This window comes from Erysipelatoclostridium sp. MSK.7.34, from assembly GCF_019041935.1.
GTDB lineage: Bacteria > Bacillota_I > Bacilli_A > Erysipelotrichales > Coprobacillaceae > Thomasclavelia > Thomasclavelia ramosa.
Genome location: NZ_JAHPYJ010000013.1, coordinates 26312 through 52097 on the forward strand (window position 1 = coordinate 26312; position 25786 = coordinate 52097).

A 25786-nucleotide genomic window follows, 5' to 3' on the forward strand; every position below is an offset into this window, starting at 1 on the left:
CTACTTATATGCAATTGGTGCAATCTTCATCATGATATCTTCCATAATTATTTGAAAATTTTCACGATTCTTTTTAACACTTGGCATTAAGAAAATCCGATGATTTAGGGTTTCATATAAGTTTTCGTTAATATCTTCAACAATAACATAGTCCCGACCATTTAAATATGCACTAGCTTGAGCCGCTTTCATCAATGCAATCGAAGCACGAGGAGAAGCCCCTAATTCAATTTTTTCATGAATTCTTGTCTGTTGAACGATTTGAACAATATATTTCACTAAACTTTCATCTAAATGAATTTTAGTAACTGCTTCTTGCATCATGAGCAATTCCTGAGGCGATAAAACTGGGTTGATTGAATTAATTGGATTTCCACTTTTTTTTCGATTTATAATTTCAATCTCACTCATTTCATCAGGATAACCTAATGATAAACGCATCATAAAACGATCCAACTGAGAATCTGGTAACATTTGTGTTCCAGCACTTCCAAACGGATTTTGTGTTGCAATAACAATAAACGGCTTAGCAGTTGGATAAGTTAACCCATCAACACTAATCATTCCTTCTTCCATAACCTGCAATAGTGCTGATTGTGTTTTACTTGACGTCCGATTAATTTCATCAGCCAAAAAGATATTTGTAAATAGCGGTCCTTTTTTAAAAGTCATTTCTTTTGTTTCAAAATCATAAACAGAATACCCTAATAAATCACTTGGTAAAACATCAGAGGTTAATTGAACCCGCTGATAATCTAACTGTATTGCCTTTGTTAAAGCAACCGCTAAATTAGTTTTCCCGACCCCAGGAATATCTTCAAGTAGAATATGTCCATTAGCTAATAGAGCAATAACTACTTTTTTTAAAACATCATCTTTTCCTAATACAGCCTTTTTTACTTCATTAATCAATAGTTCTAATTTTTCATTCATAGTCCCTCTCCTTATATTTCTACTACAATATCTAAACTAAACCCTAAGTTAATGCCATTACTATAAGACTATTTTATCATATTATTAGATTATTTAATTATTAATTTGTCTTAACAAAAAAATATCTCACCTTCACCACATCAAAAAAGCAACAGATGCAACTGTTGCCCATTATTATCTTTATGCGAATAGTTTCTCCCATAATCCAAATAGAAAAATAAAAATAACAATTAGGGGGAGAATCCAACTAATGTAAAATTTGGCTTTTTCAGGAAAATGCAAGCCCTCACCGGCATTAGCCTCGGTCATAAACTTCTTCCAACCCCAACCTAGACGCCGAGTACAGAAAAACAAAAATACAAGTGATCCTAATGGCATAATTACATTAGAAACTAAAAAGTCTAATAAATCTAAAACTGCACTCCCCGGTCCAAATGGCTGAAATCCGGATAAAACACTATATCCAACTGCACAAGGAATACTACCAAAAACAATAATAATAAAATTTAAAATGACACTTTTCTTCCTTGACCAATTTAATAGATCCATTGAAAATGAAACAATATTTTCAAATACGGCAATAATCGTAGAGAGAGCCGCAAAATTCATAAAAACAAAAAACAAGGTACCCCAAATTTGACCATTTTCCATAACATTAAAAATATTTGGCAGTGTCACAAAAACTAATCCCGGTCCACTTCCTGCATCCACCCCAAAAGACATACAAGCTGGAAAAATAATCAATCCTGCCATTGTTGCAACAAAAGTATCTAGCGCTAAAACACGTAACCCTTCGCCAGTTAAAGAATGTTCTCTACCAATATAACTACCAAAAATAGCCATTCCCCCCATTCCAATACTCAAAGTAAAAAATGCTTGTCCCATTGCACCATAAACAGCATTAAAGATTCCATTTTCCATCAATAAATTAAAATCTGGAACTAAGTAAAATTCAACTCCTTTTATTGCACCGTCTAAACTCAAAGACTTCACAACTAATAAGAGCATCACTCCTAGCAATAATCCCATCATTACTTTCGTTACTTTTTCAACACCTCGTTGAAGACCAACAGCACAAATTCCACAGCCGATCACAACAATCAAGATCATCCAAAAAATACTAGCTTGTGGATCTGCTTGAAGACTGACAAAAACATTGTTGACTTCACTTGGATTTAGTCCAATAAAATCACCATTCAACATTTTAACAAAATAGGCTAGCATCCAGCCGGCAATAGTCGTATAAAACATTACTAACAAATAATTTCCCACCATTGCGACATACGAAAATATGTGCCATTTTTGTCCTTTCTTTTCTAAAACATGAAAACTTTTAGCAATACTCTTTTGAGAAGCGCGTCCAACTGAGTATTCCATTACAATGATTGGTAAACCTAATATGATTAGGAAAAATAAATAGACTAATACAAATGCCCCTCCACCGTATTTTCCAACCATATACGGAAAACGCCAAATATTTCCTAATCCAATCGCACATCCAGCAGATAATAAAATAAAACCTAGACGTGATGATAATCTTTCTCTGTTCATCAAATTGTCTCCTTTTTAAAACAATGTCTTAATTGTAAAGGAAATCATAAAATCCGTCAATCAATAAGAAAAAGTTATGATAACGATTTAATTTATCATAACTTAAATATAATAATTATTTTTTCTTTACCGGAATCCAAATTTCTGAATAATAATTTTCATCATGATTGCCTCGTGGATAGTCCTCACACGGTGTATACATTTCAATATTATAATGCTCAGCAACTTCGTATGTATCATTATTTGGTAACCATTCAGAAAAAATCTTTGTATTCACTTCTTGCAATGATTTAGGTACAGCACCATGACAAGCAAATACTGCCCATGTTAATTGTGGAATTTCACAAACTTCATACCCATCTGGAATTTCACTGTCCAAAACATACTCATCAGCAATCAAATATTTAAATCCTTCATCTTTTTCATCTTCAATGCAAACCCCGTATACACCACACACTTTTTTATCAGCGGACTGCATATGCTCTCCCCAAAATTTAGGAATCTCATTAAATGCACAATCAAAATCAAACCTTCTTGCCTTACCTAAGACTGTAAATACTTCTTTTTCAATAATTTTGTAATCCATGGTTGAACCACCTTTCAAAGTAAACTGTATTTTTAACGGAGCAAAAGATTTAATCATCAATTGCTCTTTTCTTGCGACAGTCGGAGTAACTCCGTGAAATCGAGTGAATGCTTTAGTAAAACTATCTGGTGAATCATAACCATATTCTAATGCAATTTCAATAATCTTCTTATTCGTAGTAATGACCTCACTACCGGCTAGTGATAATCTTCGATAACGAATATACTCTGCAACACTAAAACCACATAGAATTCTAAATGCTTTTTGAAAATAAAAACTTGAAACATATGCTTCATTTGCAACATCTACAATCTTAATATCTTCTTTAAGATGCTCTTCAATGTATTTTAAAGCGTTACTAATTCTATCAGTCCAATTCATTGTGTTTCTCCTTTGTCAAATCAATCATAACAAATCTTCAATCCTAACATCCCGACATTTCTTGCTCACTTTTGTCTAGTTGATTCATATACATATTATAGTGAATTATTTCATAATCAATGAAATATTTAGAAGATTATTTGGCGATAATTTATCTAATGATTAAATTTAACTATTTTTTTATCATTTTCTAACAAAACATAGGGGTAAAATTGATAAATTTGTGATATAATTAACCGTCGAAAGAAGGTGTTTTTATGTCCCCTGTGCCCGAGCGATTGTGCGCTAAGAAAAAGAAAATAAAATAGAGAAACAGGAGGCATAAACATGAACCTCCTGTAAGTGGAGGTTATTATGTTAGAATTTTACAAAACTTTTGGAACTGAAACAAAAAAGATCGATAAACCAGAACCAGGCAGCTGGATCAGCGCTATTGCTCCAACTGAAGAAGAAAAAAACTATTTGATTGAAGAAATGGGAATTCTACCGGAATTTGTTAAATCTTCATTAGATGCTGAAGAAAGCTCGCATATCGACTATGACGAAGATTATAATCAGACTCTAGTAATCGTTGACTATCCTAGTGCTGAAGAAGTAGAAGATGGTTACGATAAAAATATGTTACAATATACGACATTGCCCTTAGGTATTGTGATCATGAAAGGATACGTTGTTACCATTTCCTTATATGAAAACTTAAATATCGATGATATGGCACAAGGTCGGATCAAAGGTGTCAATACTGATTTAAAAACAAGATTTTTATTACTATTATTATTACGAATTTCTCAACGATATTTAATTTATCTGCGCCAAATTGATCGGATCTCTTCTCGAACTGAACAAAGATTACACAAATCAATGCAAAATAAAGAATTGATTCAAATGTTAGGACTAGAAAAATCATTAGTATATTTTTCTACCTCATTAAAAACGGACGAAATAACATTAAATAAAATTATGCGTGGGAAAGCTATTAAATTATATGATGAAGATCAAGACCTATTAGATGACGTTTTGATTGAAATCCATCAGGCAATTGAAATGTGTAATATCTATTCAAATATTTTATCAGGAACAATGGATGCATTTGCTTCAGTTATTTCCAATAACCTGAATATTGTTATGAAAGTATTAACAGTTATTACGATCGTTATGGCTATTCCAAATATTATTTTCAGTTTTTATGGAATGAATGTTGCAGGTTTACCATTTCCACAATGGTGGTTCCCAACGGGACTAGCAATAGTTGCCTGTATTATCGCCACAATTATTTTCATCAAAAAAGATATGTTTCATTAAATAAATTCTAGATTATATGTATTTATAATCTAGTTTTTTATACTTGTTAAACATAAATGTACTATAATATAACTATGGGGTGATATTAATGGAAATTAGAACACTACAATATTTTCTTACCATCGCAAGGGAAGAAAGTATTTCTGGGGCAGCTGAATATCTACATGTAACGCAGCCAACATTATCAAGACAAATGAAAGAGTTAGAAGAAGAATTAGGAAAACAATTATTTATCCGGGGAAAACGTCGTATTACTTTGACTGATGAAGGCATGATCTTAAGAAAACGGGCAGAAGAAATTCTTGGACTTGTTGAAAGGGCAGAAGCTGAAGTCAAAGCTAATGAAGAACTATTAACAGGTGATATTTATCTAGGATGTGGTGAGAGTGAAGGAATGCGTCCGATTGCCAAGACAATTGCAACGATGTTGGAAAAATACCCTCATGTAAAATTTCATTTGCATAGTGGAAAAGCTGAAGAGGTAATGGAAAAAATTGATGCTGGAGTTCTAGATTTTGGAATCGTTATTGAGCCTGTTGATTTAAATAAGTACGATTATTTAAGGCTTCCTTATAGCAATGCTTGGGGGATTTTAATGAAGCGGGATAGTACTCTAGCATCACTTGACAAAATAACCCCTGATGATCTACGTGGAAAACCTCTTCTTTGTTCAAATCAAGGGATGGTAAAAAATGAATTAGCTGGATGGATTGGTGGAAATCAAAGGAAATTAAATATTGTAGGAACTTATAATTTATTATTTAATGCATCTTTAATAGTTGAAGAAGGAAATTTATATGCTTTATGCTTAGATAAAATTTTTAATTCTAATAATAGTTCATTATGCTTTAGACCACTTGAACCAAAATTAGAAGCGAATATGCTAATAATTTGGAAAAAATACCAACTCTTTACCAAAAGTGCTGAAACATTTTTAAATATGATAAAAGATAATATTACATAAAGATAAAAAGAGAACTAAAATTGTTATTTCTCTTTTTACAATAAATTATTTTTTCGTTTCGCAATAATGTCACTTATATCAAATGGTGTTTCATCTTTAGGTAATGATCATACATCTAAAAATGGAACATCTGCAACTGACCTTATTGGAAATTCAGACTTCGCTGTAACATTCTTCATTTTACATTCAATCACTCCGATATATATTGGGAGTATCGTCTTTCTACTTTCCAAAAGGACAATTTCACGATGGTTGCAGGTGGATAATAAATTATATCCTTTTTTAATTTTGTAATCATCATTACCATCAATTAACTTGATAGTTCCTTTAGCAATTATTGAACGATAATCATGATAACGCCCTTTATACTTGTGGTCTGGAAAATCATGAAACAAACCAAATTCAATACACAACAAATAAGATATTATTCAAAAAAATCTAAATTATTTTCCTAAATAAAAATCGACTATTAAACTTTAAAATTAAAAGCCTATTCAGTCGATTCGTAAATCCTATTCAATCTAAATAATTTGGAAAATATAAAATTTTAAATATGACGTTTCTTCCATTGTCCATAAAATTGGATGGTCTGGGTTTTGTTGAGTAACTGATACTTGTTTAAGGGTTACTCCAGCCTCATGCGCTGATTCACGAAGCATCTTTTCAAAATTATCAGTCTCCATAAAACGTGAACAACTACATGTAATTAAGTATCCACCTCTGCCTAATAATTTCATTGCTTTCATATTGATTTTCTTATAACCATTATAAGCATGATCTACCGTTCTTCTCGATTTCGTAAAAGCAGGTGGATCTAAAACAATAATATCAAACTGTCCCTTTTTACATTTATCTAGATAGTCAAAAACATCATCTTTTACAAAAGAAATACATCCTTGTAAATTATTTAGTTTAGCATTAGCATATCCCTGATCAAGAGCAGTTTGTGATACATCTACTGCAACCACTTCTTTAGCTTTACCATAAGCCGCATTTAATGCAAAGCCCCCAGTATGACTAAAGCAATCCAAAACTTTTTTTCCATACACTATATTTCTAAGTAAAACACGATTTGCTTTTTGATCTAAAAAGTAACCTGTTTTTTGACCATTTTCAACATCAACACTTAAATTGATTCCATTTTCATTAATAATCGTCGTTGTCGGTAAATTAATATTTCTCCAATATCCTTTTTCTAAAGGCAGTCCTTCTTTTACTCTAACCTTAATATCATTTCTTTCATAGATACCTTTAACATCTTGCCCATCTTCTGTTAAAACCTCTAGTAATATTTCATAGATCATATCTTTGATTTTATCTAATCCGTATGAACTAATTTGGCAAACTAAAATATCATTATAGCGATCAACTGTTAATCCCGGCAGTTCATCTGCTTCTCCAAAAACCAAACGACAATTAGTTAAATTTTCTTTTTCTACTGTCTTGCGAAAGTCATAAGCAAATTGTATTCTTCGCTTAAAAAAGTTTCGATCAAATATTTCATTTATATCTTTAGATAAAATTCTTACCGTAATGTGACTATTTTTAGAAATAAAACCTGTTCCAAGGTAACGGCCAGTAGTAGTAATGATATCTACCAACGCTCCATTTTCAATTGTTTCATCAATATTAACAGCATTATTTCTATACATCCACATCTGACCTTTATCAAGCCATTTTTCTCCTTCTTCAGATATAATGACCTTAGGATATTTTCTTTTCATTAATGTACCTCTCTTATAAATATTTTCTTCTTCACTATTCTACTATAGTTCGATTTCATAAACAAATATATTTCTTATTTATCAATAGATTCTTCGATATTAATCACTAAATATCCAATACTTAATGATTTTCATTATTAATTCAGTGTTTTTATAATTTAGATATGATAGAATTAATAAAATAATAATATTTTAGGGAGGTGGTCATGATGATTCTAGGTTATGTTTGCCGTAGAGTCGAAGGCACTGTGCTTCGTACAGAGTCTGTTAATCAATAGGCTAGGCGATCAGAGTATAATGCTCTAGCTGTGCGAAGCGATTAGAAACAATCGCCTGATCCTATTAATCTTAGGCTCTGTTTATTTTAAATAAATTTATAAAATAAAGGAGCAAATATACAATGATTGAAATAGGAATGCATAAAATTTATAAAAATTTTGGTTATAAACAAGTATTAAAAGATATTAATTTTGAGATTTTAACTGGTGATCGTGTGGGAATTGTAGGCAAAAATGGTAGTGGCAAATCTACACTGTTTAAAATGATCATGAAAAAAGAATTCCCTGATACAGGAAATATTACTATTCGCAAACAAGCTACTATTGGCTATTTAGAACAAATTCCAACAATCAGTGATAATGATATAACAGTAAAAGATATGCTGATGTCATCTTTTTTCGAAATTCATGCTATTGAACAACGAATGCGAGCACTTGAACAAGATATGATGCATAATAATGTCGATGAAGCGATATTAAACAAATATGCTAAAATACAAGATCAATACATAGCCCTGGGCGGCTATGAAGTTGAAGAAAAACTAAACAAAGTCATTACCGGCTTTAAATTGCATAGTATTTTAGATAAGCCGTTTGCTATCTTGAGCGGTGGTCAAAAAACAATTATTAATTTAGCCCAATTAATTTTAACTGAACCTGATATCTTATTATTAGATGAACCAACTAATCATTTAGATATTACAATGTTAGAATGGCTAGAAAATTATTTAAATAAGTATCGTGGGACTATTGTGATTATTTCACATGATCGCTATTTTTTGGATCGAGTAACTAATAAAACTATTCTTTTAGATAACAGTGAAAATCGTTTATTCCACGGTAATTACTCATACACCTTAAAAGAACAAGAAAGATTATTATTACAAGAATTTGAACAATACAAAACTCAACAGAAGAAAATCGAAGCAATAAAAGCTTCTATCAAGCGTTATCGAGATTGGGGTAATCAAGGTGATAATGAAAAATTCTTTAAAAAAGCCAAAGAATTAGAAAAACGTTTAGAAAAGATAGAAATCCTCGATAAACCACAATTAGAAAAAAAGAAACTGCCACTTAACTTTTTGGGTGAACGCAGTAGCAAAGAAGTGCTTAAAGTCATTGATTTTGGAATATCTTTTAATAATCTATCTTTATTTTCAAAAGTGAATTTTACACTTTATTATCAGGAAAAAACAGTCCTACTAGGAAATAATGGTTCAGGTAAAACATCATTTATTAAAGCTCTTCTTGGAAACCTTAATAATTATCAAGGTGAGTTAAAAATGGCGGAAACAGTCTTAATTGGATATATACCTCAAGAAATAAATTTTATCAATAACAATGATTCAATTCTTCAAACATTTTGTCATGAATATCCTTGTTTGGAAGGTGAGGCTAGAGGGATTCTAGCTAAATATTCTTTTTATCAAGATCAGGTTTTCAAACGAGTAGGAAACTTATCTGGTGGTGAAAAAGTATTATTAAAAATGGCTATTTTAATGCAACATAAAGTCAACTTATTAATTTTAGATGAACCAACTAATCATATTGATATTGAAACTCGTGAAATTTTAGAAGATGCACTTTCAAATTATTCAGGAACATTATTATTTGTATCACACGATCGTTATTTCATCGACAAACTAGCTCAACGTAAATTAGTTATCGAAAATAATACAATCAACAGTGTTTATTGTGACTACAAATAAACTATAAAAAAGGACGACTAATGAAGTGAATCTCCCTTATTTGGACATGATAGGGAAGGTTCATTTCTTAACATCCTCCTTTTTTTGTTATTCTTCTCTAACTACCGCTAAATAAATTATTTACTTATTCATACCAGCTAAATAAGCTACAATCACAATCTAATAATTCAATTTCTTTCATTTCATCATTTGTTAATTCAAAATCAAAAATCTCCCAATTTTCCTTTATTCTATCTTTATGGATCGATTTAGGTATAATCGCAATACCTTTTTGATTTAAAAATCTTAAAGCAACCTGAGCTGTTGATTTACGATGTGATTTAGCTATTTTTTCTAATATTAAATTGCCAAAGATATTATTTTTTCCACATGCCAGTGGTGACCACGCTTCAAGCTTGATTCCATATTGGTTCATATCTTTTTGAAAAACTTTTCTTTGATGAAAAATATGTGCTTCAACTTGATTGACCATAGGAATTATTGTACATGAACTAATAACAGTATTAAAATCATGAATAAAAAAATTTGATAAGCCAATCGCTTTTAACTTGCCGGCCTTATAATAATCTTCCATCGCTCGATATGTTTCTGTTATATTTCCAGATGGCCAATGAAACAACATTAAATCAATGTATTTTGTCTGTAATTTATTTAATGCTTCATCAATATACTGACATGCTTGACGATAACTATCAGCCCCATATATCTTAGTTGTTAGAAAGATTTCAGCTCTCGAAATACCTGAATCTATAAGCGCCTCTCCAACTTCTCTTTCATTACCATAGTTCCTTGCGGTATCAATATGTCGATACCCAATTGCTAAAGCATCTAAGACACATTGCTTTGTCATTAATAATGGAATTTGGTATACACCAAAGCCTATACTTGGCATTTTAATACCATTATTTAATTGTATATATTCCATATTCAATCTTTCTCCTAATTTTTAATTTATATTCTTATCAAAAGGTCAAATGGACTATTATTTATCTTAAAGCTCCTCTAAATCAATAAGAAAGCACGCTTATTTTAAGCAATAAAAATAACAACCAAAGTATAGACGATCAGTGTAATAATCATAAAGATAGAAACAAAGGCACTTGTAAATGAGGCATCATCTTCATCTTTATATAATGGGGCAATAACAGGCATCAATCCAAATCCAGTGGGACACATAAAATAGATAATTGGAGCCATCATAAAAGTCTTATCGGCCATTTGGGCAGGAAATAAAATAAAGAATCCCGCAATAACCATCGCATAATAAACAATTTTAATTCCCATTAACTTAAGAATCGGTACTAATGTTTTTTTATCAACATTTAAATCATAGCCTAAAATAAATAAAATCATTGAAACGATCGGTGTTGTGGCTTGTGATAATGTTCCTGTAATCATTTCACCAAATTGCGATGCTATCAGTAAATCATAAATCCCCGTAAAATTCAAAACAAGACCGACAATCACAGCAATAACAAAAGAATTTGTAAAAATACTTTTAATCATCTCTTTCATCGAAGAACCTGTTGCCGCTTCTTTAGCTATTAAAACTGGAAAAACAATAAAAGCAATAACTGTTCCAGCAATATCAAAAATAACAGTATTACTAGATTTTCCAACAATAGAAAGATATAACGGTAATGCCACATTTCCTCCCTCTACTACTGTAAGTAAATAAGGTGAAAAATGAGCATATTTCTTGCCCGCAAGTGGTGCAAGTAATTTACCTGCAACTAAAGCTAGAAGGTAAACACCAAAAACATAACCAATAATTTTAATATGGTCTGTTTCAATCGTTGCTGTACACATCAAATTAAGGACTAAAATAGGAAATAAAATTTTAAATATTATTGCATTAGCTCCATTTTTCTGTTCAAGTGTGATCCATCCCTTTACTCGTGCGATAAAGCCTAGTGCCAGCATAAAAAATACTGGAAATAACGTTGTTAAAGCTGCCATAATAATCTCCCTTCATTTATATAATTTCTTCTTTATGAGTTAAATTTTCCCATATACCGGAAATACACTAAACTCTCCATAATTTTTAATTTTATTAATATTTTTTAAAAGCATCATATCTTCATCACTGATAATAAAATCTAAATCCGCATTATTTTGCATATGTCCTGGATCAGCAGTTTTAGGTAGTGGTAAGGTATCTAACTGTAAACAATACTTAATACACAATTGAGGAATTGTAACCCCATATTTATCAGCAATTAATTTAACTTCATTATTTTTTAACATTTCTCCATGACCTACTGGTGAATAAGCTTCAACTAAAATATCATGTGCTTGACAATAATTAATTATATCAAATGGGGTATTAGAAATATGTGCCAAAATTTGATTAACCGCAGGTTTTATTTCACAATTATTTAAAATGTTTTCAATATCTACGATTTCAAAATTTGATAAACCGATTGCTCTAATTTTCCCCATTTTATAAAACTCTTCCAGTGCTTTCCAAACATCTATATTTTCTTTAAAATAATGATTTTCTTCTCTGAATTTTGTCCATGGTTGTGGTGCATGAATGATCATTAAATCAATATATTCAAGCTCTAATCTCTTTAATGAATCAATAATAGATCGTCTCGCTTCTTCATATGTTTTAAAATCTGCTTGAATCTTTGTTGTTATAAAAAGATTCTCTCGCTCAACACCACAAGTTTTAATTCCAATTCCAACACCATTTTCATTCTCATATCCTTGGGCAGTATCGATATGGCGATACCCTAGTTTAACAGCTTTCTTTACTGCATCAGCTACTTTATTATCAGCAATTTCCCAAGTTCCTAACCCTAATTTAGGTATTTCTACCCCATTATTTAATTTATAATTTTCCTTTAAGATCATAATTTTTCCTCCATTATTTTTTATCAAATATTCCTGCCTGATTGAGTGTTCTAGTTAAATAATCTAAACAATATAATTTCTCTTGACCATCTCGAATCTTTAATAATAATTCAGCTCTTTGGCTTAATAAAATATTTTTACTTTTTTGAAAATATTCTGAGTTAATACTTTCAATAAATTCATTGATTTTTTCCGTATCCATACCAGCATCGAGCAGTGCTATAACAATTTCTTTTTCACTAATTTTCTGCACATTCAATTTAACCATCTCCTTTCAAGCCGTTTTATTCTACACTTATAATTATCCAATAAAAGCCATGAAAATACAAATACTTATATTTTATGGTTTTCCATGCTTTTTATTTATGCAAAAAACTGTATCGTCATCTTTATATGACAATACAGTTAATCATTACTTATAAAATTAAATACTCAATTAATCTAAATCTTGACCATTACTTTGTATTACTTTTTGATACCAATAGAAAGAATCTTTAGGACTACGTTTCATCGTTCCAGTTCCATCATCATGTTTATCAACATAGATAAAACCATAACGTTTTCTCATTTCACCAGTGCCTGCCGAAACTAGATCGATACAGCCCCAAGTCGTATATGCAATTAAATCAACACCATTATTAATTGCTTTATCCATAGCCAAGATATGATCTCGATAATAATCGATACGATAATCATCATGGATTGTTCCATCTTCCTCAACTGTATCAAAAGCTCCTAAACCATTTTCTACAACCATCAACGGCCTTTGATAACGATCATAAATCATTTCAAGATAATATTGTAATCCATCTGGATCAAACGCCCATCCCCAATCAGAATATTGAAGATATTCATTTCGTGCTCCTGTTGTAAAGTTTCCACCTACTGCATCAGCAATCTCATGAGTTGTAATCAAAGAAGACATATAATAAGAGAAAGTATACATATCAACAGTACCTTCTTTTAAATCGATTAAATCTTGTTCTGTAATATCTAATTTAACATTATGTTCATCCCATAAACGTTTAGCATAAGTCGGATATTTACCAAAACATTGGACATCACCGCAATAGAAGATTGATTTTTCCCATTGATGACGATTTGCTAAAACATCCTTAGGATCACATGTTGCTGGATAACTTGTAATACCGCAAATCATACAACCAATCTTATTTTCGGAATCAATTTCATGACCTATCTTAACCGCATGAGCACTTGCAACAAATTGATGATGTAAATGTTGATAAGCACGTTGATAATCCTCTTCTTTAGCCTCATAGAATAAACCTAATCCCATGATTGTATTATTAATTTCATTAAAAGTTAACCAATATTTAACTAAACCTTTAAACTCTGTAAAAACTGTTCGTGCATAATGATCAAAAAACTTGATCAATTTTCTATTTGACCATCCTCCATATTTTTCAATTAAATATAAAGGTGTATCAAAATGCCAAATTGTAACTAAAGGCTCAATATTATATTTTCTTAATTCCTTGAAAACACTACGATAAAATTCGATTCCCTTTTGATTAGGGGTCTCTTCATCACCATGAGGAAATAGTCTTGACCATGAAATAGACATTCTAAAAGTTTTAAAACCCATTTCCGCAAACATCTTAATATCTTCTTTATAATGATGATAAAAATCAATACCATCATGGTTAGGGTATAAACATTCATCTAAACAAGCAAAATGGGCTCCTTCAGGTAATTGAACCTGCCCTTCACTAGTAACGATCTTACAATGTTTACCATCCTTGTCAATATAAGTAACCTGTCTACTTTCTTTAACTGATCCTCCTGTAGTAACATCTGTTAAAGCAGGACCACGTCCATCTTCATTCCAGGCTCCTTCACATTGGTTCGCAGCAGTAGCTCCGCCCCATAAAAAATTCTTTGGAAAACTCATTTTTTCTCCTCCTTTATTTATCTTTTCTATAATTATCTCACAATTTAAAAAAACTACAAATGCTTATATTATATATATTATTATACCTTTTCTTTATGGTATAATTTTTTAAATGGAGGTGCAATATTAATGGAAATACGTATTTTAAAATACTTTCTTGCAGTAGCTCAAGAAGAAAGTATCACAAAAGCCGCTGAAATTTTACACACTACCCAGCCAAATTTATCCCGTCAATTAAATATGCTTGAAGCAGAGGTTGGAAAAAAATTATTTGAAAGAGGTAGCCGAAAAGTTACTCTAACAGAAGAAGGGATGTTTCTTAGAAAACGAGCGAAAGAAATAATTGATTTAACTGAACGAACTGAATCAGAACTTAGCACCTATGGGGAAACAACATCCGGTGATATCTATATTGGCGCCCCAGAAACTTATGTAATGCATTCAATTGCTGAAATTTTTAAAAGGATGCACATCCAATACCCTAATATTAAGTATCATATTTTTAGCGGAAGTACTTTAGAAGTTTCAGAACAGTTAAATAAAGGTCTCCTAGACTTTGCCATCTTAATTGAACCAATCGATCTAGAAAAATATAATTATCTTAAGTTACCATATACAGATACTTGGGGTGTACTGATGCGAAGAGATAGTCCATTAGCAAAACTAAATGCAATCACTCCAGAAGATATCAAAGACGAACCTATTTTCCTTGCCCATCAACAATCAAGTGCAAACGTATTATCAGGCTGGTTTAAAGAATATTATCGTAATCTAAATGTGATTGGCAGCTTTAATCTTATCACTACCCCAGCAATGATCGTAGAAAGTGGTTTAGGCTATGTTTTTACATTTGATAAATTAATTAATACAACCGGTGATTGTAACCTCTGCTTCCGACCATTAGAACCAAATTTTGAAACTGGATTTTATCTTGTCTGGAAAAAATATCAAATTTTCAGCCGTTCTGCTAAAATGTTTTTAGAGGAACTGCAAAAAGTTCTATTTTAATTAATTATTCACAAAGAAAGCTAACAAAGCAGCACTCTGTTAGCTTTTTAATATGAGCTTACCAATATCCATATACTAGATTATTCTTCTAATTCATAATTAATATGTTCTAATGTCATTTGCAGCTTTTCTTTTTTATTATCATTGTTATAATTAAGATAATGTGAATATAAGATATCAACCACGATCAAGGCGGGAATTTGGGGTGAGATTTTATCAGAAATAGCTAAATTTTTTAACCCCCCAATCAAGATCAGTTCATCATAATAAGAACGATATTCATATACCCGAGCAGCAGATAACATAATTGTTTTAGCTCCTTTTTCTTTTGCTTCTCGTAATCCTTCTATAACTTCTTCGGTTTTTCCACTTACACTGATTCCAATCACTAATGATTCTTGATTTACTCGGGTAATATTCATCCGAATAGAATGTGATTCTGCTAAATAATCAACATCTAATCCTAATCTCATAAACCTTAATTTAAATTCTCTTGCAACAACTGACGATGAGCCAATTCCATAAATATAAACTCGATTATATTCATCCAGCATCTTAGCTATTCTAACCATTTGGTCATTATCAATCAATGAATAAGTTTTCTCTAAAACTTTTTGATAAGAGTTTAAAACTTGTTTAGTTAATAAATCTAAATGCCGGCTTGATTGGTGAGAATCTTGATAAGCAAATAGAAATTGTCGATATCCACTAAACCCTAACTTTTTAGCAAACCGTGATAAGGATGCTTCAGATACATATAATCTTTGAGAAACCGCTTTTGATGATAAATCTTCATCTTCAACTTGATCAATGAAATAATTAGCAATATTTTTTTCCACATTCGTTAGTTCTTCATAAGCTGATTCAATAATTGGAATCACACTTCTATTATAAGATAACACCTAACCCCTCCTTTACTATACAAATGATTATAGCATAAAAAGGAAACTTACGTTTCCTATAACTTAATTTCCATTCCAATTTCAAACATCCGTTTCCACGGCATATATATTTTTGTTATATTAAAAGGATAGCGCTGACTAAGATGAAGATGTCCAAAATTAGTCTGTAACTTCTTTTTAATAATATTCTCTACATCCGTTTGTTGATCTTTAAAATCATAATAAGATAATCCTTTATGTGGTAAATCATTTTCGACAACTTCTTTTCTAACTATTGCTTGATAAAAAACATCTTCGATAAGACGATAACATAAATTATTAATTACGTTTTCCTGACCAATAAAAGCTTGAGATAAAGTTGTTCCTAAGGAATTACAATTTGTATTCCATCCTGCATAGCTTACTAATTGATCTAAAATATTTAGCTCATCTAAATATTCAATTAATTGTAGATCACCACCATTACTAAAAGCACTGTCGCATAACGCCACATGATAACCACTATTTATATAATCTTGAATTTGTTCAGCAAAAGCCAATAAATAACGATAACTTGTATAAGTTACATCTAAATCATTTTTATCAATAAAAGCTTCTTGCATGATCTTACCTGGCGAATTTATCGCTAAAACCACATCAGCATCTTGAGGATTGTTGACCAGCTTAGCTTTACATACGCGTACATGTGATTTTAGACTTTCATACATTGGTCGATCTTCATATTTAGGAATAATCATTGGTCCTAATACCGAAGCGTAAAAAGGATAAACTTTTGGTTCTAAATGATAGTATTCATGATAAGCACGTGCTAATAATGACAGACCTACTTCGTCAGCTCCAGGATAGATCATTACTTTCTGATCTAATCTTTTTTCCTTTAAAGCATTAATAACGATTTTTTGGGATATTGCAGTATATCCATAAGGTGACGAGTCATCTTGTGGAATAACCAGAAAATCAAGATAGCCAGCTTCAAGAAAATCAATAACCTTTAAATTAATCTTAGTATTAAACAAACGACGCTGCTCATAATCAGTTATAATTTCCTGAGGAATATCAATACCGAGAAGTTCATCTTTTTCTTTTTGATTTAACCCATGTCTTTTTTTTAGATCAAGAAGATATTTTCTTCGAAAAAGAGCAAAGCCGTAACTTTCATAATAATCAGGTTCTTCTTCACTCGAATTATAACTTGGTGCACGCATAATACAATGATAAGCATATATTTTTATTTGAGGTTTCAACTGTTTTAGATATTTAATTAGTTCTAAACGTTGAAGCGCATCTGTTTCACTCAAATAGTGTAATCGTGATGGAATCAATCCACCATATACGATCATATCTATCGAGATAATACAATTATCACATCCTTCAATATTTTCATCGATAAATTGTTTAAAATATTCCACCTGAGCCGGCTTCTTTTTATGACCTAAAAAACTTTTATCCGGTTCAACTAATTCGATTTGTTGATTTGACTGGGCAATCATTAAAGGAAAATTATAATTGCATGGTCGTTCATCTAAAGGAATAAATAATGTTTTCATTTTATCTGTCCTCTTTATTTATTTTTATTATATCTTTTAACGCTTCTAAAATACTTTCTTTTTGAGCACAGGGAAATTGACAAGGCTTATTTGCAACCAAGTAACCCTTTTTAGCAATTGGAAACATATCAAAGTCATTTGGGGAATCGCCTATTGCATATACTTCACTTTTAGGATATAGCATTTTTACGGCATTTCCTTTTGAGGCATCTTTATGCATGATTTCCAAAGATGTTGAAGAAGTCATCACTGCTTTTGTCTTTTGGTATGTTGTATTTATATATGTTTCTATTGAGCGAAGTTTATCTTCAGTACCAATAACAAGAAACAAAACTGCTGGCTGATACAGTATAAGTTTATCAAAATCTTTACAAATGATATGGGAATCATATAATTCACTAGGGAAAGCTGGATCTCTTTCACTTTTCCAATAACGATTAGATACTGTATTTAACTCGATTCGAATATCTTCTTTTTGAATCTCCTTATAGATATTTATAGCTTCTTGTTTATCAATCAAGGTAGCTATCAATTGTTGTCCTTTCATACAAACCGCACCGTTTTGAGAAATACGATGCTCTATTTTAAGTTTGTATTGTTCTTCTATTTTTAAAATATCATGATCTAACCGACCTGTACATATTGCTAATGTCCATCCCATTTGTTGGAGAGAATCAAGACAATTCAATGTCTCGGTTCCTCCAATGATTTCATTATTGGCACCTAAAAGTGTACCGTCTAGATCAAAAACAATAACTTTATTCTTCAATACTCTCAATTCCTTCTTTATTCATAACTTTTACAAATGGGATATAGATAAGAACAGATACTACCAAAATAAGTAGACCAATGACCCCTGACATAATATCTCCTCCAGTAGCTAGAAACGCACTGATTACTGGTGGTGTCGTCCAAGGGATCAATACGTAAGTATGAGCCATAATACCAATTTGTGTAGCTAACGCTCCAATTCCTAAACCAGCAAGAGTTGTTAAAATCATTGGAATGATCAAGATAGGATTCATAACAACAGGTAATCCAAACATCAGCGGTTCTGAAATATTAAATAATGCTGGTACAAAACCTAATTTTCCAATCACCTTATAATCATCTCTTTTAGAAACTATAAAAATAGCAATTACAAGCGCTAACATATTACCAGCGCCACCCATAAATGCAACGGAATCAATAAATGGTTTAGTAATAATTTCGGTAGCTGCTGTTCCACTTGTAATAGCAGCTTCATTGATTGCTAGACTTGCCAAATAGATTGGTTCTAAGATTGGATTAAAAATATATGCCGAATGAATTCCAAAGCCCCATAAAAGCATATACAAAACATAAATAACAATCAATCCGACCGGTGATGAAACAATTGCAGTAAAAGGTGTTTGAATCCAGTTAAAAATCAAATCATTAAGCGGCGCCCCTATTGCATCGGTTATAATTCTCAGGATTGCAAAAATAATAACCGTTAAAGCTACAGGAATAATTGCATTAAATGATCTAGCAATTCCAGTAGGTACACTTTCCGGCATTTTAATAACCAGTGCTTTGAACCCAAGCAAAAATCTCATTAATTCAACTGAAATCAAGGCAGAAATAAATGCTGTAAACATCCCAGCTGCCCCTAAATAATAAGTAGTCACATATTCACCAATTTTTGCATCACTTACAAATGGTGTTAGACATAAAAAGCAAACAACTGCTGTTGCTCCAGCAACCGAAGTATCCATTTTATATTCATTAGCTAAAGCTTTAGCAGTAGTAAAAACTAGCAAAATTGCCATAATTGACATTGAGGCTGAACTAATTACACTACCGATTTTAGCAAAATCATTACATGGTGCTCCAAACCATTGATCAAAGTAATGCCCCTCACCTACAAATACACTATTGATCAATGTAAATAAAGACGCAGTAATTACTAGCGGCATGATTGAAACAAAACCATCCCTAATTGCTGTCAAATAACGATTTTTAGAAAGTTTCTCAGCAATCGGCAATAACACATTAGACAATTTATCCATCATAATCTCTTTCCTCCCTTATCTTGAAATCTCATCTACAAATTTCTTTGTAATTAACTGTGGTCTTGTAATCATTGATCCTACAACCACACTATAACAACCTAATTCTAATGCCCTTTTTACTTTAGAAGGAGTATCTATATTTCCCTCACCAATCACAGGATGCTTAACATTCTTCACTATCTCTCTAATAATTTTAAAATCATTAGCATCAATTCGACTATTTTGGCTTTGTGGTGTGTATCCGACTAAAGTTGTTCCAATAAAATCAAATCCAATATTATCAGCATGGATTGCCTCTTCCACAGTGGAGCAATCAGCCATAAACAATTGATGAGGATTTTTTGCTTTTACCTCCTTAAAAAATTCAGTAATTGTTTGATTATGAGGTCTTAACTGCATTGTCGCATCCATCGCAATAATATCTACCCCTTCTGCCACTAGAGCATCCACCTCTTTCATCGTTGTAGTAATATAAATATCTGTATCCTCATAATCTTTCTTGATGATACCAATAATTGGCAAATCCACTTCCTTTTTAATTTCATGGATATCTTGAACACTATTTGCTCTTATTCCTTTTGCTCCCCCCATCTTTGCAGCAAGTGCCATTTTTGACATGATCAATGATGAATGCAGCGGTTCATCTTCTAATGCCTGACATGAAACGATCAAACTATTTTGAATCCTCTTCATTAAATCTCTCCTCCTTGTTTATAACTTTAATGGCTTTTATTTTATTAAGCAATATATTCACTTGCTTTAGTAATTACTTTCATTTTTATTTTTTATTCCAACTTATTTTTAATGTTTTTGAAAGTACTTTTAAAATAAAAATTAAAAAAATGGCTTATTCAGCCATTTAATTCCAATCTTTATATATTTATAATCTCTATTTTTTTAATAATCTTGTAAGAGTATTTTTATCTAGCAGATTCACAGTTTCAAATTCCCCATGATAAAACACTGCCCAATTATTAAAAACACAAGGTAAATCTTTAGCTTTTTGTAAAGTATCAACTTGAATCATCAGAATAGGTACATTATTAATCTCACAATACTGTTTGACTATTTCAAGACTTTGATAAACAAAAGGGCATTGCATATCATAATAAATAGTTAGTTCTTTATTTTCAATCTTTTGCTTTTTAGCCTTTTGAGTAAATCGAGGGAAAGTTCCATCAAAAGACAACGCTAATAGTTCATATCCATCATCAGTAGTATCAACGACCTCAAAGCCATTACTTTTAGCAAATGACTGATCTGTAAGCCAATGTTTTTGTTTTTTTGAACCTAGTAAACAGACACCTGATTTTCCTTTTGCTTTAGCATCCGCCAAACAATAATCCATCAGTGACTTACCATACCCTTTGCCTTTATAGCTTCCCATAACCCACAAGCAATATATGTAGAAATAATTATCACCAACAATAGGAACCCATGCTTTTTCCAATGGGGCATATTCAATAAAAACAGTACCCCTTTCATTCAATTTTCTAAAAACATGTCCTTCATTTAAGCGTTTTGAAAGCCATTGGCGCTTTGCATCTATTCCAGGATGAAACTTTTTACTCCGTATAATACAACATAAGTGTTCATTAAAAACATTTTCTGTCGTTATATTAATAAATTCATCATCCATATTTTACCCCCTTAGTTTTATTATCAGAACACTAAACTTTCTCATTTATTGGCGATCTTATAATACCATTCCTTGTAATAAGACAATATTGTAAAAATTCATCTAATGGTACTGCCTTAGCATAATAGTAGCCTTGATAAATCTTACATCCAGCTTCTTTTAATACATTAATCTGTTCCTCTGTTTCAACAAATTCTGCAACTACACTAAAATTTAACCGCTTGGCTATTTGAGTAATACTCATAATAATTTCGCGTGTTCTGTCATTTTCCAATAGATGCTGTACCAAACTACCATCCAACTTAACTTCATCAAATATATTTTCCTGCAAATAAGTTATTGAACTGTGTCCCATTCCAAAATCATCTATACTCAACTTAATCCCACTATCTCGCAATTCTAATATGCGCTTTGTAATAATATTAGTAGTATTCAATAAAGCTCGTTCAGTAACCTCAAAAACCAGTTCTATATATTGCAAATGATACTTATTAATAATTTTAAGTACGTTAGAAACAAAATCAGCATCCTCCAGCTGCTTTGGAGAAATATTGATTGACAAATTCATCTTCATCGCTAATCTATCTATCTGCTCAGCATCTTGACAAGCCTTTTCTATAATATATAAACCTAGTTCATTCAAAAAACCACCTTGGTAAGCCAAAGAAATCAATAATGAAGGTGCAACAAAACCACAAACTGGATGATTCCATCGCAACAACGCTTCTACACCATATACTTGTTCCTCCGCAGTCATTTGTACCTGATAATATAATTGCAGCTGATGTAAATACATCGCATTACGCAAATCCATAGCAAGTGTTTTGGCGGGAAAATGATAGTGATAATGATCTGATAAAAAAACGGGGATACTACCATTTTGTTCTCCTTCAATCATATCATTTTCTAAGGCAAGAATAGATTCTTCAAATTCTTTACTTTGGATCTGCTCACTATACTTTACAAATGGAATATAAAGCATTGTTCCGATAATAATATTAAATATTTGGAGAAAACTACCTGCGATAGATCCCGTTGCCTGATATCCACTTAAAATAATCGGAACTGTCCATTCAACCGATTGACTTATATACGGAACTATACCAGTTGACATTGCAATACTACTGATTATTGTTAAAACTAACGGTATCAAAATAAAAGGAATCAGCATAATAGGATTAAAAATAACAGGAAAACCAAAAATAACAATTTCATTAATGTTGAAAAAAACAGATATACCTGCAACCTTCGCAAGTTTCTTATTATTACTTTTTTTAGCAGCAATAAAGATTGCTAAAATTAAACATAATGCTGTTCCACAACCGCCAATAAAAACAAATATATCTAGAAATGTTTTTGAAAATAATTCTGTTGGTAATTGACCATTTTGTATTAACGCTTGATTAATTTGTACTCCCGGCTCAAACAACTGCTTAGCAACCATATCCAGTGTATTAGTCCCATGTATTCCAAAAAACCATAAAAAATGTACAAAAAATACATATAACAAGGTCCCAATAATTCCATTACCAAACCAGCTAAACAAATATATAAAGAAATATGAGCCAAAATTAACAATATTGATATCACCTAATAAACCTTTCATAATCTGCCCAGCACTCGTAAATATAATAATGATAAAGACTATCGGGAAAATTCCTTGTATTGCTCGATTAAAAATATAATTTGTCCCTACCGTATACAATTTTTCTAAATGATTTACAAGGTGCATTCCCTTTTTTAACATCGCACAAGTTAAAAGGGTTATGCACATTGCCGTAAAGACCCAGTCAGATTGAAAAATATATGTCTTTTCATGCAATCCGCCACAAAAAGAAAGGTATGAAATTATTGCTGTAATAGGATAAAAAAAGACATCATCTTGACCATTTAATTTTCCGTATGAAAGTGAGATAGTAATAATTAAAATTAACGCAATAGAACCTAAGGAACAGTTATAAATAATGCTTAATCCGTCTTTTAAGCCTCCATCTAGAAAAGCCGCTAAAAAGACTTGATAATCGGGGATTGGAAAGCTATTAAACAACAAAGCAAAAGAGCCAAGAATGAGGAATGGTATTGCTAGCATTAATCCGTGTTTAATTGCCAAAATATAAATCGAGTCATAAAATTGCCGTCTTGTTTTCTTAACTTTCATATTCCCATCCCTCTACTTAATTACTACCGTAAGACATAAAATCAATATATTATAATCTATCAAATAACAATAAATCTGTTGTCCCAAACTAGTTAAATAGACCTGAATTATTTTTACAAAGTAATTACCAGGCACATCCCCTTATCTAATCCATAATTATTCTTTTAGTTTTTCTCTCTTATTTAAAAAATGTGCTTATTAAAATTTTCAATCATGAGCCAGTATTGTCTAACTCCTTTATTCACTTAAACTAATATTTTCTTTCATCTATACATTAATTTTTTGTTCTATTTATCTACCATTTCTATAATTATATCAAGTAGCAAAAATTTAGTAAATGACCTTCACTAAATAAACCATTAAAAATAGAACAATAAAAAATTTAAGAATAGTATAAATATTAATTTGATTCTTATAGCATAAACAATAATTATTATAAATCAATATCTATTTTATATGGATCGTCAATAAGTATGTAATTCATCTTACTTTTTTGGGCAAGTTTAGAAAACTGAGCATTATCCTTCAACACACTATTCAGAGTACAATTTTCATCATCTAGACGATTTTCAATGACATTACCATATTTTTTGATGTCATCAAAATGATTTCTAATATAATTTTCACGCATTATAAGACAATAATACCTTATATTATCCAAATATTTTTTTGTGAAATTTTTCTTCCAGTCAAAAGGAATATAACATCCTTCAATAATAAGGCTTTGCTTATTTTCAATAACGGTCTTAATCATTTCACAAACAATTGGCCATAAATATTTAGTTAGAGCATCATTATCACTCATAGGTGTTAATTCAGTGTTTCCGCTACGAATTAGCCCCATTTTCAGATGATCATGGAAATTTATACTTTTCAAGCAGCTTTTGAGCAAGCGCTGTCTTACCTGTATGCGAAGCTCCTGTGATTAAGACTATCATCTTTATCCATCCCTTTTTTTAAAATGAACACTCATACAAGAACATTTCTGTATGATTATTTTTAGCAATTATTTTTTCATACGATGAATACACTGTTATACTTGTAAATCCTATATCCTGTAAATGTTGTTCTAGTTCACCCAATTCATATAAATGTGTCTGAAAATCCATAATTTCTTGTTGCAACAGTTCTGCTCCTTTATATAGTTCATAAATACTTGGAGAAAACTGGGTATGCGTTTTTTCATCGTAATAGTTTTTATTTTTAAGAATCAAATCATACCTTTCTTTAGTCTTTATAGCTATTGCAGTCCGATAATCAGAATCATCAGGACATCTATTCGCTACTGTATCAACTGCAAAAACAAATTTGCCACCTTTTTTTAACAACCACTTCATTTTTTTCAAAATTTTTCTACATAATACCATATCTGTAAATAATGATACAGAACCAGAAGAAATAAAGATGTAATCATATTTTTCTACAGTATCATACTCCAGTATATCACTTTGAAACACTTTAGCATTAGGTGACTTTTCCTTTAATTTTGCAAGCATTTCTTTAGATAAGTCTATTCCCTTAATATCATATCCTCTTTCTAGAAATGGAACTAAAAATCTTCCACTACCACATAAAGGTTCTAAAATTGACATATCTTTTCTAGTATAAGATAGATAAAAATCTAATTCGTCTTCTGGTGCATCCTTATGCAAGATCTCATACATTTCTGTACACAAACTACCATAATAATTTTTCATATCTATATCCCCATAATTTATACTTCTTAATTCTATAATACTATATTTAATTCCAAACAATAATTTATTTCGTCTAATTTTCTAAAAAATATTTTCATATAAAAGTTACTAACAGATTTTTAAATTAATGCTATATATTTTCTTTTAAGACTTATCTCTTAACCTCGAACTCTATTTTGAATATCATATCTTCACTTACCAAATCATAATCTATCATTTGTATTTCCATAAAATATATTTTTTACAAAGATAAATCAGCTAAAAAAGATTAACATTTAATCCTTTTCACTTTTACCTCAACCATCAATTTCTTAATACTCAGTTTAGATATTATTAAGACATAATAGCCCATAAAAAAAGAATAATCTTATTGATCTAATAATATTACTCTTTCTTGAATTAGCTTTTCTAATTGTTTTAAACGTTTATTTGATAATTTATATTTTGTTTTTCTATCAAACTTATAATTTATTAACTTTCCAAGTTTATTTTTGCCTGTTTGACATTAGTGATTCAACAAATCCTATAAAATTTTGATAGGTTGCTGGAAGACGAGTTGAAACATAAGTATTTATGTCTTTAAAATCACTGTCCATTGCATAA

Annotated in this window: 23 protein-coding genes; 4 read left to right on the forward strand and 19 right to left on the reverse strand. The window is 30.9% G+C overall.

Translation table 11 applies throughout. The features are described from left to right. From KTF99_RS09970 to KTF99_RS09980, 3 genes are all read right to left on the reverse strand, one after another. Positions 1 to 933 carry an AAA family ATPase gene (locus tag KTF99_RS09970; RefSeq protein WP_003535868.1) on the reverse strand — a complete coding sequence of 311 codons (933 nt, stop codon included), beginning with the start codon at positions 931 to 933 and terminating at the stop codon, positions 1 to 3. Between the two features lie 180 nt (positions 934 to 1113). Then, positions 1114 to 2484 carry a sodium-dependent transporter gene (locus tag KTF99_RS09975; protein WP_118672161.1) on the reverse strand — a complete coding sequence of 457 codons (1371 nt, stop codon included), beginning with the start codon at positions 2482 to 2484 and terminating at the stop codon, positions 1114 to 1116. Between the two features lie 115 nt (positions 2485 to 2599). Then, positions 2600 to 3451 (reverse strand): AraC family transcriptional regulator, encoded by an 852-nt coding sequence (locus KTF99_RS09980; RefSeq protein WP_029480857.1) that lies wholly within the window; start codon positions 3449 to 3451, stop codon positions 2600 to 2602. Positions 3452 to 3805: 354 nt separating this feature from the next. Here KTF99_RS09980 and KTF99_RS09985 point away from each other — a divergent pair, with 354 nt between their 5' ends. Both KTF99_RS09985 and KTF99_RS09990 read left to right on the forward strand, forming a co-directional pair. Then, positions 3806 to 4753 carry a magnesium transporter CorA family protein gene (locus tag KTF99_RS09985; protein WP_008791220.1) on the forward strand — a complete coding sequence of 316 codons (948 nt, stop codon included), beginning with the start codon at positions 3806 to 3808 and terminating at the stop codon, positions 4751 to 4753. An 88-nt stretch (positions 4754 to 4841) separates the two neighbouring features. After that, positions 4842 to 5717: a LysR family transcriptional regulator gene (locus tag KTF99_RS09990; protein WP_008791219.1), complete on the forward strand. Its 876-nt coding sequence runs from the start codon at positions 4842 to 4844 to the stop codon at positions 5715 to 5717. Between the two features lie 107 nt (positions 5718 to 5824). On the opposite strand, the gene KTF99_RS09995 is transcribed toward KTF99_RS09990, so the two are convergent. Beyond that, positions 5825 to 6133 (reverse strand): hypothetical protein, encoded by a 309-nt coding sequence (locus tag KTF99_RS09995; protein WP_233524288.1) that lies wholly within the window; start codon positions 6131 to 6133, stop codon positions 5825 to 5827. A gap of 105 nt (positions 6134 to 6238) precedes the next feature. Next, the gene (locus KTF99_RS10000; protein ID WP_029480860.1) at positions 6239 to 7441 is read right to left on the reverse strand and encodes a class I SAM-dependent rRNA methyltransferase; all 1203 of its coding nucleotides are present in this window, start codon (positions 7439 to 7441) and stop codon (positions 6239 to 6241) included. A 400-nt stretch (positions 7442 to 7841) separates the two neighbouring features. Between KTF99_RS10000 and abc-f the strand changes: the two genes are divergently transcribed. Continuing rightward, positions 7842 to 9428: a ribosomal protection-like ABC-F family protein gene (gene abc-f, locus KTF99_RS10005; protein ID WP_008791216.1), complete on the forward strand. Its 1587-nt coding sequence runs from the start codon at positions 7842 to 7844 to the stop codon at positions 9426 to 9428. A gap of 124 nt (positions 9429 to 9552) precedes the next feature. Here the strand turns inward: abc-f and KTF99_RS10010 are convergent, their stop codons facing one another. From KTF99_RS10010 to KTF99_RS10030, 5 genes are all read right to left on the reverse strand, one after another. Further along, the gene (locus KTF99_RS10010; RefSeq protein WP_003535847.1) at positions 9553 to 10353 is read right to left on the reverse strand and encodes an aldo/keto reductase; all 801 of its coding nucleotides are present in this window, start codon (positions 10351 to 10353) and stop codon (positions 9553 to 9555) included. Between the two features lie 104 nt (positions 10354 to 10457). Then, entirely contained in the window at positions 10458 to 11387 is a 930-nt protein-coding gene (locus KTF99_RS10015) for an AEC family transporter (RefSeq protein ID WP_003535845.1), read from the reverse strand. 39 nt (positions 11388 to 11426) lie between these two features. Next, entirely contained in the window at positions 11427 to 12287 is an 861-nt protein-coding gene (locus KTF99_RS10020) for an aldo/keto reductase (protein WP_009299925.1), read from the reverse strand. A gap of 13 nt (positions 12288 to 12300) precedes the next feature. Continuing rightward, positions 12301 to 12555 carry a hypothetical protein gene (locus KTF99_RS10025; RefSeq protein ID WP_003535840.1) on the reverse strand — a complete coding sequence of 85 codons (255 nt, stop codon included), beginning with the start codon at positions 12553 to 12555 and terminating at the stop codon, positions 12301 to 12303. A gap of 168 nt (positions 12556 to 12723) precedes the next feature. Then, positions 12724 to 14199, reverse strand: coding sequence for a family 1 glycosylhydrolase (locus KTF99_RS10030; RefSeq protein ID WP_003535839.1), 1476 nt, complete (start codon positions 14197 to 14199; stop codon positions 12724 to 12726). A gap of 129 nt (positions 14200 to 14328) precedes the next feature. Between KTF99_RS10030 and KTF99_RS10035 the strand changes: the two genes are divergently transcribed. Continuing rightward, positions 14329 to 15207, forward strand: a complete 879-nt coding sequence (locus KTF99_RS10035; RefSeq protein ID WP_029480863.1) for a LysR family transcriptional regulator — start codon at positions 14329 to 14331, stop codon at positions 15205 to 15207. A gap of 80 nt (positions 15208 to 15287) precedes the next feature. Here KTF99_RS10035 and KTF99_RS17530 read toward each other — a convergent pair whose 3' ends face one another. The 9 genes from KTF99_RS17530 to KTF99_RS10080 all read right to left on the reverse strand — a co-directional run bounded on the left by KTF99_RS17530 (position 15288) and on the right by KTF99_RS10080 (position 25183). After that, positions 15288 to 16109 (reverse strand): MurR/RpiR family transcriptional regulator, encoded by an 822-nt coding sequence (locus tag KTF99_RS17530; RefSeq protein WP_009009267.1) that lies wholly within the window; start codon positions 16107 to 16109, stop codon positions 15288 to 15290. Between the two features lie 56 nt (positions 16110 to 16165). After that, complete coding sequence (locus KTF99_RS10045; protein ID WP_029480865.1) at positions 16166 to 17656, reverse strand: DUF4127 family protein; 1491 nt, start codon at positions 17654 to 17656, stop codon at positions 16166 to 16168. 1 nt (position 17657) lies between these two features. Then, positions 17658 to 18425 (reverse strand): HAD-IIB family hydrolase, encoded by a 768-nt coding sequence (locus KTF99_RS10050; protein WP_003535833.1) that lies wholly within the window; start codon positions 18423 to 18425, stop codon positions 17658 to 17660. Further along, positions 18415 to 19689 carry a PTS sugar transporter subunit IIC gene (locus tag KTF99_RS10055; protein ID WP_008791209.1) on the reverse strand — a complete coding sequence of 425 codons (1275 nt, stop codon included), beginning with the start codon at positions 19687 to 19689 and terminating at the stop codon, positions 18415 to 18417. The genes KTF99_RS10050 and KTF99_RS10055 overlap by 11 nt, the downstream gene beginning before the upstream one ends. 15 nt (positions 19690 to 19704) lie before the next feature. Continuing rightward, the gene (locus KTF99_RS10060; protein WP_009009265.1) at positions 19705 to 20382 is read right to left on the reverse strand and encodes an N-acetylmannosamine-6-phosphate 2-epimerase; all 678 of its coding nucleotides are present in this window, start codon (positions 20380 to 20382) and stop codon (positions 19705 to 19707) included. A gap of 196 nt (positions 20383 to 20578) precedes the next feature. After that, entirely contained in the window at positions 20579 to 21328 is a 750-nt protein-coding gene (locus KTF99_RS10065) for an N-acetyltransferase (RefSeq protein ID WP_009009264.1), read from the reverse strand. 31 nt (positions 21329 to 21359) lie between these two features. Beyond that, entirely contained in the window at positions 21360 to 23486 is a 2127-nt protein-coding gene (locus tag KTF99_RS10070; RefSeq protein ID WP_029480868.1) for an EAL domain-containing protein, read from the reverse strand. Between the two features lie 433 nt (positions 23487 to 23919). Then, the gene (locus KTF99_RS17190; RefSeq protein ID WP_254210132.1) at positions 23920 to 24330 is read right to left on the reverse strand and encodes a hypothetical protein; all 411 of its coding nucleotides are present in this window, start codon (positions 24328 to 24330) and stop codon (positions 23920 to 23922) included. 112 nt (positions 24331 to 24442) lie between these two features. Further along, the gene (locus KTF99_RS10080) at positions 24443 to 25183 is read right to left on the reverse strand and encodes a class I SAM-dependent methyltransferase (protein ID WP_008791204.1); all 741 of its coding nucleotides are present in this window, start codon (positions 25181 to 25183) and stop codon (positions 24443 to 24445) included. Positions 25184 to 25786 lie beyond the last annotated feature (603 nt).